The organism is Fructilactobacillus sp. X2R5C3 (assembly GCF_059901325.1).
Map to the genome: position 1 here is coordinate 348384 of NZ_JBWXUY010000002.1, position 10923 is coordinate 359306.

Here is a 10923-nt window from a genome sequence, read left to right on the forward strand (position 1 = left end):
TAATTAAAAAGCACACAAAACCTCCATTGAACAAATTTACATAATTGATTAACATGGATTTATTAATACAAAAAGGATAATATTATGAAAACTTTTATTGAAAAAAATCAAACCACCTTACATGCCCTAATTCTTACGGTATTCATCATCTTGAATACACTAATATGGCTCTTTGCTTCGCAAGTAGACTTACTATCAGTACAATGGAATACCAGACTGGCGGTGCTAATCCTATCAGAGTTTCTTTGGTCGGCTTCCCTTCTACTTTTCATCATTCGTTATGATCCGAGGATCAATTTATTTCTCAACGTCATCCCAGTGTTATTAGCGATTGTCTCCTTGTTTCCCATCTTATTAATCATCCTGTTTGTCATCCTTGGAATCACCAACATCATTGTAATGATGCCCAAATTTAAACTCGAAAATTACTATGGACTGGTTTGCTTTTCCTTTTTAAATTCAATTGCTCCGGTCATTTCTTTTTGTTATCTCGATAACCAATACCTAGAATCAAGTGTCCTCGTAAACGTTGGAATTCTATTTTGCTTATACTGTTTGTTCTTTGTTCCGTTCTTTAATCACCGACTTGAAACTAAATTAAACTTTATCTTCATTTTAATCTTTGCAGCGCTTCTGCTAGCAAATTTTCCCTTATTAAAATGTGCAATTTTAATTACTTTAGTATTAATCTCATACGGAATTCAAATCTTCAGCGAAAAAGAAACCCCAGAAAATTGTTTACTTTCATTTATAATTATTGGATTAGCAACTTTCATATAAAAATGAGGACTTCAAAATATGAAGTCCTCATTTTTATTTACTGTAAGGAAATTGCATCTAAAAATTCTTTGATTCTCGGAGAAGGATTATTAAAAAATTCGTCCTTTGATCCATCAAAAATCTTCTCCCCATTTTCGATGAATAACATTTTATCAGCAGATAATTTAGCAAATTCAATGTTGTGAGTAATCATAATCATTGACTGTCCCTGATCAGCTAACTCTTCCAGCATTTCTAAAACTTGCGTCTCTAACTCCGGATCAAGCGCACTGGTAGGTTCATCTAATAAAATGTACTTAGGCTTGACTGCCAATGCCCGACAGATCGAGATTCGTTGTTGCATTCCTCCAGATAATTCATCGGGATAGAAATTAGCATATTTTTCAAGACCAACCCGTTTCAATAATTTTTCTGCCTGAGCTACCGCATCTTTTTTCGAAATCTTATGAACATGGATTGGTGCAGCCGTGATGTTATCAATCACCCGTAAATTAGGAAAAAGATTCCAATTTTGAAAGACCATGCTAGTCTGTGCTCGTAATTCCTTACTTTGTTTACTGGTAATCTTATCCGCGTAGTTTAACGAAAAATTAGGAAAACTAATTACGCCTGAATCGGGATGAACCAACAAGTCCAGGGAACGTAGTAAGGTTGACTTCCCAGAACCAGAAGGACCAACAATTACGGTCGTTTTTCCCTCAGGAAATTCCGTACTAATTTTATCCAGAACGGTTTTTCCATCGTACTTTTTTACAATGTCTTCAATCTTAATCATTAGCCTTCATCCCCCTTTAAGTATCTTGAAGAACGCTTTTCGAGATAGTGTTGAAGGATCGTTAAAATACTGCACAAAATAGCATAAAGAGCAGCTACTTCTGTGTACATAAGTAGTGGCTGATAGTTGTGCGCCGCAATTTGTTGACTAACCTGAAACATCTCTGTGATGGTAATCGTACTTGCAAGAGAGGTATCCTTAACTAATCCAATAAATTCATTAGATAGTGGAGGAAGTACGATTCGTGCTGCTTGTGGTAAAACAATGTACCACAGGGTTTGAGTGGTGCTAAAACCCAGAGTATATGCAGCATCCCATTGATCTTGGGGAACAGACATCAGAGCTGACCGAATGGTTTCCGAGGCATAAGCACCCGTATTTAACGAAAACCCAATTATTGCTGCCGTAAAGGCCGGAATTTCAAAATTAAAACCGGGAATGAAATTTTGCAAGTTCGGTAAACCAAAATAAATAATGAACAACTGAACCAACAATGGAGTGGAACGAAAAGCCCACACGTATACGTCGGCAATGGCTCTAAAAATGCCCCACATAACTCTAACAAATGCATTCCCATGTGGTTTAAGAAACTTTATCAGTGCGGTAACAATCGCAAGAATTAAACCAAAAAAGAATGAAATAATTGTTAGTGGAATGGTGTATTTAATCATTGCTTCTAAGAGACTCGGTAATGATGAAATGATAATGTCCCACATAATTCTTTAAGCTCCTAACTAATATTATTTATCAGTAATATTCTCGCCAAAGTACTTCATTGATAGTCGTTTCAAGGTACCATCTTTTCGAAGTTCATTAATTGCTTTGTCCATCTGTTTATTTAACTTAGCAGACTTTTTGTTCATCATTGGAGCAATTTGACTTTGAGGAATAACATTAGTTGGAACTAGTTTAGCTTGAAGGTCAGTGTCTTTATGACTTGCATACCAACTCTGCCATGCTGGCTGAGCATTTAAGGCACCAACAACACGACCTTGATCAATCATTTGCATTGAAGTATTAAAGTCTGGTGAAGTAACTGGTTTAGCATGCAGCTTTTCGGCGTTATTCCAGTTATCAGTACCAGTACCTTCAGCGACCCTCTTACCCTTAAAGTCTTGAGCATTTTTAATTGGTGAATCTTTCTTAGTAATCATGATTGCCTTTGAATAAATGTATGGAGTGGCAAACCGATACTGCTTTTTTCGAGCTGGATTAATTGCCATATTGTTAAAAATAACATCGTAAGAATTAGAATTGAGTCCCTGAATTAATGAATCCCATCCAGTTAACTTGTATTGAACCTTCATCCCCATCTTTTTAGCAACATCATTAGCCAAATCAACTTCAAAGCCGGTTAACTTACCGTTCTTATCCTTGTAAGAATACGGAGCATAAGTTCCTTCCATACCAACCGTCAAAGTCCCAGGCTTTTTAGTCTCAGATTGTTTCCCACATGCGGTAACGGTAAGAGCCAACGCGGCCACTCCTGTTAGTAAAAGTAAAGGCCATCTTTTCTTCATAATTAAAATCCCCATTCATTAAAATATATTGTGCAAAATTAACTAACTCGCTATGTTTATTTTACTCTAAAAATTTAAACAGACAAGTAACTTTTTCATGATGCTACCTCCTAAATAATCACAAAAGAACACAAAAAAGAGGACTGGATCCACCAGTCCTCTCATAATTATAATAAATTAATATCATTTATAGAGAAACCTTTGAGTGCATACCAAAAGTGTTGTCAGATTTTGTCAAATCTTTTTTACAACAACATGGTTTACACATAGTCAGTTTCCCCTCTCGTGTTCTTTAACATAAAATCATAATATTACTATTTCTTCACTGGGTCAATAGATTGATCTTCAAGATCTGGATCATCATGTTCGTCTTTTGGTAGGAGAAGGTTCAAAACGATTCCAATCACAGTTGCTAAAGCCACTCCAGTAAACTGGAAACTTCCAATTTGAATGTATGCATTACCAATTCCAATTACCAAGATAACCGACGCAATCATTAAATTGCGTTTCTTATCCATATCCAATTTATTGTCAATCATCACTTTGACACCATTAGCAGCAATTGTCCCAAATAGGAGAAAACTAATTCCACCAATAACTGGGAGCGGCATTTGCATGATTAAAACATTTAACTTATTCACGAACGCAAAGATCATGGCAAAAATCGCTGCTCCGATTATGACCCAAACACTGTAAACTTTGGTAATTGCCATGACTCCAATATTTTCGCCATAACTGGTTACCGCTGGTCCACCAAGAATTCCAGCTGCAAGCGATGCGGCTCCATCCCCAGCAAGCGTGCGATTTAAACCTGGATTCTTAAAGAAATTCTTGTGAGTCATTTCGCCGAGTACCATCAAATGACCCATGTGTTCGGTCATCGTAACAAAAGCGATTGGAGCCATAATCAAGACGGCATTCCAGTCAAACTTGAAGCCTCGCTCGGTGCCAATGATATGAAACGGAGGCATTTTAAACCATGGAGCAGTGGCAATTGCGTGAATATCAACTAATCCACACGCCATTGAAATTAAATACCCACAGACAATTGCCAATAAAATCGGAATTAATCCCAAGAATCCCTTCAATTTAACGTTGAAGAAAATTGCTAAAAACAAAGTGGTCATCGCAATTCCGAAGAAAACCAAGCTATACTTTCCATGATCCATCATTGCATTTTGGGCAGCACTCCCTGCAAGTGATAGTCCAATCACCATTACGATCGGCCCCACTACCACTGGTGGTAGGATCTTATCAATCCAGTCGGATCCAATAAATGAAATGATCGTAGCCACCACCACATAAACTAAGCCGACCGCAACCACTCCTTGAGAAACTCCTGAAATTCCAGTTGTTTTCATAAGTGCCATCATTGGAGTGACAAAGGCAAAACTAGATCCCATGTAAGCGGGAATTTTCCCCTTAGTAATTAAGATATGGAGTAACGTCCCAATTCCTGAAGCAAAAAGTGCAATACTTGGGCTTAAACCGACTAACAATGGAACAATTACTGTGCTGCCAAACATTGAAAACATGTGTTGCAAGGAAAGTCCAATCCATTTTAGTGGTGATGGACGGTCATGAATTCCTAATACATAGTCCTTTTTCTGAGACATTTATACTGACTCCCCTTCTTTAATAAAAAAACTGCTGTCCAAGGGACAACAGTCTTCGATTAAATAAAGTTTTACAGTATCACTTTAAAATTCGAAATCTTGCTGCCTCACTGGACACACTTAAAGATTTATTTAATTGAAATGATATATTTTTTATGATTGTTTGTCAATAAAATCTCCAAACGAAAAGGTTTATCGTTTTGGCATCACTTGTACTTTACTTATAAGCTAATTACTCTATAACCCTACGTTTAAAACACAAGCACCTTTCAAATCACCTTTAGCAACCCTTTTCAAGGCATCATCCGCCTTTGAAAGTGGAAATTCAGTAACGTCAGGTTCAATGTGTAAACGATCAGCTAAAGTCAAAAACTCTTCGCCATCACTTCTCGTATTACTTTCAACACTCGTTAAGTTCTTTTCGTGAAAAATATGCTCTTCGTAACTCATCTGAGGGATATCAGTCATATGAATTCCGGCTAATGCTAAAGTACCTCCGGGAGCTAAACTTTTCAACGCATTAGGAACAGCCTCACCGACTGGTGCAAAAATAATCGATGAATCTAGAGGAACGGGCGACATATCATATGTGTTATTGACTGATTTTGCCCCAAGTGACAAGGCAAATTGTTTGGCATCTTCACCTCGTGTAAAGACGTGAACGTCAATTCCCTGATCAATCGCCAATTGCGCGGTGATGTGAGCAGACCCACCAAAGCCATAAATTCCAAGGGTACCACCAGCTGGAATGTTAGCACGTTCAAAAGCCCGATACCCAATGATTCCAGCACAAAGCAGTGGGGCTGCTTGAAGTGAATTAAACCGTTCTGGAATTCGATAAGCAAATCCCTCTGGAACGGTTGTATACTCCTCATAGCCACCATCATGATCCCATCCCGTATATTTAGAATATGGACATAGATTCTCTCTGCCAGAACGACAATACTTACATACACCACATGTTTTCCGTAACCATGGGATTCCGATTCGATCACCAATTTTAAATCGACGAGTATGGGGACCATTTTTAACTACTTTACCAATAATTTCATGTCCAGGAGTTAGATCTTTTTTATGGACTGGTAAATCACCCTCGGTAACGTGTAAATCCGTGTGACAAACTCCACACGTTAATACCTTAACCAAGACTTCACCATCACCAGGTGCTGGAACGTCTTTTCTAACATATTTTAAGGGAGATTTCCTTCCGTTAATCGGTCCAGGTTTAACAATTTCCCAAGCATTCATAGTTTTAGGGATCTCGGTATTAGCTTCTTCTACCATTATAATTGCCTCCTCAATGTAATCTTTACGTTCATCATATCACAAGGAAAATGAAAGTGAAGTCCACTGACTAAAACCTAATCAAAATGAGTTTGAACTTCTTCTGGTTGTTTTTTAACAAAAACTTTCCCGTTTCTAATCGAGTATAAAAGCGTTCTTCTTTCGTTAATTTCATTATAAAAATTATCTGTATTAAAGATTAAGAAACTAGCGGGTTTCCCCTTCTCAATTCCATAATGATCACTAACATGTAAAGTTTTAGCAGCGTTGGTAGTAACCAATTTATATGAATCCATAATTTGATGGTACCCCATCAATTGACTCGCTAAAATACCAACGTAAAGCGCATCCAACATGTTACCGTTCCCCATTGGATACCACGGATCTTTTACATCGTCCTCTCCAAACGAGACGTTGATTCCATGCTTTAAAAGTTCCTTGACTCTCGTTAGACCCCGTCGTTTAGGGTAAGTATCAAATCGACCACCCAAATGCATATTAACTAGTGGATTGGCTACCATGTTAATCTTTGACATCTTAAGAATTCTCATCAACTTATCGGCATATGCATCGTTATACGATCCAAGAGCCGTTGTATGACTTGCAGTCACCCGATCACTTAGTCCTGATTCATACGCCAAAGTAGCTAGAACTTCCAAATTTCTGGAATTGGGATCATCAATTTCATCGCAGTGAACGTCAACAAGTTTGCCATATTTTTCAGCTAAGTTCATCAAAAACGTTAGTGAATCACGCCCATAATATTGATTAAATTCGTAGTGGGGAATTCCACCCACGGCGTCAACTCCCATTTTGACAGCTTCTGTTAGTAAATCTTTGCCATGTGGAAATGATAGAATCCCCTCCTGTGGAAAAGCAACTAATTGGAGATCGATAAAACTAGATACCCGTTCTCTTGCCTCAAGAAGTGCTTTAAGAGCGGTAAGATTGGGATCAGTAGTATCAACGTGACTTCTAACGAACTGAATTCCATGTTCAGCCTGATTCTTGAGCGTTTTAATGGCGCGCTCCTTAACGTCTTTTTCAGATAAGCTTTGTTTTCGCTCAGACCAAATTGAAATACCCTCAAATAGGGTTCCACTTTCATTAAACCGGGGTTCACCGGCTGTCAGAGTCGAATCTAAATGGACATGTGAATCAATAAATGGTGGAATAATTAATTTACCATTCGCATCAATCACCTCTTCTTTAAGATCATCAATGTGATCACCAATCTCTTTAATCTTTCCATCTTTAACTAAAATGTCTTGTTTTTTTGTCGAATTCTCAATATATCCCTGTTTAATAATCATTTTATTTGTCCCGTCTTTCTAACGCCCGACCGATAACGTAGTAGAGAACAGCAATAATTGCCATTACAATAAAAGTTGCTCCAATGGTATTTTTAACAATTGCAACATTTTTCAACATTAAGTATAACAAAATTCCTAAAATCCAAAGTGAAAACGCAAACCAATTCACTCCATGGCTATACCAAAACTCTCCTTTCGGATCTCCAAATGATTCCAAACGGTAGTCACGATCATTAAGAAGAAAGTAATCTACTAGCATGATGGAGATGATTGGGCCTAAAAACATCCCAATATAATCAAGGAAGGCCGTAAAAGCAGAAAGAAAGCTTCCACTTAAAAGTGGGGTAAAGGTTAAAATCATCGCCACCACGGTGACAATCAACAACGACTGTTTTAATGTCAATTTATGATACATATTCGTTAATGCTGATCCAGCCGCCTGTAAATTAACAGCATTAGCAGTCATACTGGTTAAGACAATCACAATCATTGCAATCATTCCTAGACCCAATTTATTGGCCACTGTACTTGGATCAGAATTATTGGGATCATAGACTCCAGACGTAATGGCAATACTGATGGTAGTGCATAATCCGATGGATGCAAAACTGACTGCCCCTAGTAAAGCTCCCAAAAATGGTGCACTTGTCGAAACACGCTTTTTATTAGTAAATCTAGTAAAATCAGCTCCACTAGTAACCCATGCCAAGTTAAACGCAGCCAGACTATCAATTGCTGCTCCAAACGGTATCCGATCCCTTTTGGGAACCATATAATGAGCAAGTTGGGTAAACGAAACATCTCTAAACACTACCAAGACTTCCCATATTACAAAGACTATAACTAGAATAATTCCAACTCTTTCAATAATTCTAATGGATCGTTGCCCTGATATAACACTAAGAATATGTAAAATACTCATAACCAGAATTCCAACAACTAAACCGAACGTACCACCAGACTTCCCAAAGATTGGCCATCCAAAGAATGAATTAAAAATATAGGATAATGAAGTTGCCGCAATAAAAGTATTAACCGCGGTCCAACCCATAAACATCACTAAATTGACAACCGATGGGATCATGCTTCCCCTGATTCCAAATGTCGCCCGACTCAAAGTTGTCGTCGATAAACCCGTTTTATACCCCTCATATCCAATTAAACTTAGAAACAGATATGAAATAATTGAGGCAATCACCAAAGCACTAAAACCGCCCCATAAACCACAAGCGGCAATAATACCCCCAATAAACCAAGTTCCATTATTAGCGTTTGCTCCAAACCAGTTAGCAAACATATCCCAATAGCTCATGTTGCGTTCGTTCTTTGGAATGGGATGAACTTCGTACTTATTTTCGTTTTCCATTTTTTTCCTCCCTTGAATTAAAATGATAACCAAAATTCACATTGAACCAATTATAGTAATTCTTAAAGTGATTTAAAAGCTAAATTTAGCTATGAAAATGATGATTGGATTATAAAAAAGAAGAGTGTATCATAAGTACTAGTTCAATTAAGGGGGTTGATCAATGTGCTTGGGAGACGTGAAGCAAGACTTAAGCGTGAAAAGTTACGATTAAAAAAACAAAAGTTAAAGCTTAAGAAACAAAAATTAAAATTGAGAAAGTTAAAAATAAAACTTCGAAATAAACGAAAATAGGGATCACCATTGGGTGATCCCTATTTCATCTTAATGCATCAATTATCATAATTAGCTTAGTCATCAAAAAACAGGTCTAAGTCCGGGTAGTTAATAAATTAACAACAATGAAGGATCAACAGAACCTTAATGTACCCGGACTCATCCCTGCATTATTAGTATATGTCATATCAGTGTTACTTAGCAAGAAGAAAGCTTAATTACCTGACCTCTCCCTCAATCTTTGCCGCGTGTACGGTGGAATAAGGAACGTCAACTATTTTGACAAAACTACTTTATCATCAATAATTATGTGTCAGCAACTAAAGATTAAGTTGATGATTTTTTTATTTATGCTACTTTGATATACTAAATAGGTAGTGTTTCGGGTGTCATTAAATAATAAATAATCAGTATGATTATAAAATACGTCCAAAACCGATTGACGTTAAAAGCTAATATAAGGAGTTTGTTATGGCAAAGGAAAAACAAAAAAAGAAATGGTATAAACGATTCTGGGTTTGGATCATAATTGCAATCATCATACTTGTAGTAATCTTCGTTGTTGGAAGTAACAGTGATAAAAAGAAAAGTAGTTCTGCAACATCGGACAGTCAAACATCCCAAAAAGTAAAACTAGAGAGTTCGTCTAAAACGGCGTCGGCAATTTCAACAACTGATAGCGCAAACACTGAGAGCAATAATGCATACAATACCGCTAAAAGCTATATGGAATCTGTTCCAATGTCTAAGAAGCGTTTATACACTCAACTAACATCACAATCTGGAAATAAATTTAAACCAGAAGCGGCTCAATCGGCCGTTAATAAATTCAGTGATAAAGATTATCAAGAAAACGCGGTTAAATCAGCAAAAAACTATTCGAAAGAACAACATTTATCAGCTCAACAAGTTTACGATCAGCTAACTTCTGAAGCTGAGGGATACACCCCTGAACAAGCTAAGTATGCCATTAATAAAAACAACTTAGGTCAAATTAACCAATAAAACATAATAAGATAAAAAGTCATTTTACGATGGCTTTTTATTTTGGTCATTTTATTTCTAACACGTATTTAAAGGGTGTGATCCACTTAAAAATTAAATAAACTATACACAGTAAGATCAAAGTATAAAAAAAGAACGTTGTTATGACAACGTTCTTGATTTGCTAAGATAAGCTATATAACTATGTTATACCGGAGGTGGGGTTCGAACCCACACGATCGCAATGATCACTGGATTTTGAGTCCAGCGCGTCTGCCAGTTCCGCCACTCCGGCATGCTAATGATTGCTAAAGCAGTAAAACAAAGGCGGTAACCGGATTTGAACCGGTGATGAAGGTTTTGCAGACCTCTGCCTTACCACTTGGCTATACCGCCATAAAGGCACTAAGCCTTAACAACTGCCCTTCCCTACTGGAACCAAGCAATCAAAAGGGCGGTAGGTGGGAATCGAACCCACGCGTGTCGGTACCACAAACCGATGTGTTAACCACTTCACCACTACCGCCATAACATCATAAACAGGGATAGTAGGAATTGAACCCACATCAACGGTTTTGGAGACCGGTATACTACCGTTGTACGATATCCCTATAAATAAAATGGAAGGAAGTGGATTTGAACCACCGAACCCGAAGGAGCGGATTTACGGTCCGCCGCGTTTAGCCAGACTTCGCTATCCTTCCATATAATGGCGCGGGACAGAATCGAACTGCCGACACACGGAGCTTCAATCCGTTGCTCTACCAACTGAGCTACCGAGCCATTGTCTTTTATGACATTTATAATAATAAAACTATTTAATTAATGTTGCAAGGGTTACCCACAACAAACGGTCCGTACGAGACTCGAACTCGTGATCTCCTGCGTGACAGGCAGGCGTCCTGAACCAACTAGACCAACGGACCATATGTTATGGAGGATACAGGGATCGAACCTGTGACCTCCTGCTTGTAAGGCAGATGCTCTCCCAGCTGAGCTAATCCTCCAA

At 37.8% G+C, this 10923-nt stretch carries 9 protein-coding genes and 8 tRNA genes; 2 read left to right on the forward strand and 15 right to left on the reverse strand.

Annotated features, from left to right (window positions below; genetic code table 11):
* Window positions 1-84 precede the first annotated feature (84 nt).
* On the forward strand, window positions 85-780 hold the full coding sequence (locus tag AC6UDE_RS04755) for a hypothetical protein (protein WP_500696772.1): 696 nt from the start codon (window positions 85-87) through the stop codon (window positions 778-780).
* Between the two features lie 37 nt (window positions 781-817).
* Here AC6UDE_RS04755 and AC6UDE_RS04760 read toward each other — a convergent pair whose 3' ends face one another.
* From AC6UDE_RS04760 to AC6UDE_RS04790, 7 genes are all read right to left on the reverse strand, one after another.
* On the reverse strand, window positions 818-1555 hold the full coding sequence (locus tag AC6UDE_RS04760) for an amino acid ABC transporter ATP-binding protein (protein WP_500695745.1): 738 nt from the start codon (window positions 1553-1555) through the stop codon (window positions 818-820).
* A complete protein-coding gene (locus tag AC6UDE_RS04765) occupies window positions 1555-2271 on the reverse strand; it encodes an amino acid ABC transporter permease (RefSeq protein ID WP_500693619.1) in 717 nt (238 codons plus the stop codon). The genes AC6UDE_RS04760 and AC6UDE_RS04765 overlap by 1 nt, the downstream gene beginning before the upstream one ends.
* A gap of 24 nt (window positions 2272-2295) precedes the next feature.
* Window positions 2296-3075, reverse strand: coding sequence for a transporter substrate-binding domain-containing protein (locus tag AC6UDE_RS04770; protein ID WP_500696773.1), 780 nt, complete (start codon window positions 3073-3075; stop codon window positions 2296-2298).
* A gap of 314 nt (window positions 3076-3389) precedes the next feature.
* Window positions 3390-4691 carry a uracil-xanthine permease family protein gene (locus AC6UDE_RS04775; protein WP_500696774.1) on the reverse strand — a complete coding sequence of 434 codons (1302 nt, stop codon included), beginning with the start codon at window positions 4689-4691 and terminating at the stop codon, window positions 3390-3392.
* A 237-nt stretch (window positions 4692-4928) separates the two neighbouring features.
* Window positions 4929-5975, reverse strand: a complete 1047-nt coding sequence (locus AC6UDE_RS04780) for a zinc-dependent alcohol dehydrogenase family protein (protein ID WP_500696775.1) — start codon at window positions 5973-5975, stop codon at window positions 4929-4931.
* A gap of 77 nt (window positions 5976-6052) precedes the next feature.
* Window positions 6053-7288, reverse strand: a complete 1236-nt coding sequence (gene codA / locus AC6UDE_RS04785) for a cytosine deaminase (RefSeq protein WP_500696776.1) — start codon at window positions 7286-7288, stop codon at window positions 6053-6055.
* A gap of 1 nt (window position 7289) precedes the next feature.
* Entirely contained in the window at window positions 7290-8654 is a 1365-nt protein-coding gene (locus AC6UDE_RS04790) for a purine-cytosine permease family protein (RefSeq protein WP_500696777.1), read from the reverse strand.
* Between the two features lie 747 nt (window positions 8655-9401).
* Between AC6UDE_RS04790 and AC6UDE_RS04795 the strand changes: the two genes are divergently transcribed.
* Window positions 9402-9935: an Ltp family lipoprotein gene (locus AC6UDE_RS04795; RefSeq protein ID WP_500695751.1), complete on the forward strand. Its 534-nt coding sequence runs from the start codon at window positions 9402-9404 to the stop codon at window positions 9933-9935.
* A 189-nt stretch (window positions 9936-10124) separates the two neighbouring features.
* On the opposite strand, the gene AC6UDE_RS04800 is transcribed toward AC6UDE_RS04795, so the two are convergent.
* The 8 genes from AC6UDE_RS04800 to AC6UDE_RS04835 form a co-directional block, all read right to left on the reverse strand.
* Window positions 10125-10209, reverse strand: a tRNA-Leu gene (locus AC6UDE_RS04800).
* 30 nt (window positions 10210-10239) lie between these two features.
* Window positions 10240-10310: transfer RNA gene (locus tag AC6UDE_RS04805), tRNA-Cys, on the reverse strand.
* Between the two features lie 57 nt (window positions 10311-10367).
* Window positions 10368-10440, reverse strand: a tRNA-His gene (locus AC6UDE_RS04810).
* Between the two features lie 14 nt (window positions 10441-10454).
* Window positions 10455-10525: transfer RNA gene (locus AC6UDE_RS04815), tRNA-Trp, on the reverse strand.
* A gap of 10 nt (window positions 10526-10535) precedes the next feature.
* Window positions 10536-10618, reverse strand: a tRNA-Tyr gene (locus AC6UDE_RS04820).
* Window positions 10619-10624: 6 nt separating this feature from the next.
* Window positions 10625-10697 (reverse strand) — tRNA-Phe (locus tag AC6UDE_RS04825).
* 68 nt (window positions 10698-10765) lie between these two features.
* A tRNA-Asp gene (locus AC6UDE_RS04830) sits at window positions 10766-10840 on the reverse strand.
* Window positions 10841-10848: 8 nt separating this feature from the next.
* Window positions 10849-10921: transfer RNA gene (locus tag AC6UDE_RS04835), tRNA-Val, on the reverse strand.
* Window positions 10922-10923 lie beyond the last annotated feature (2 nt).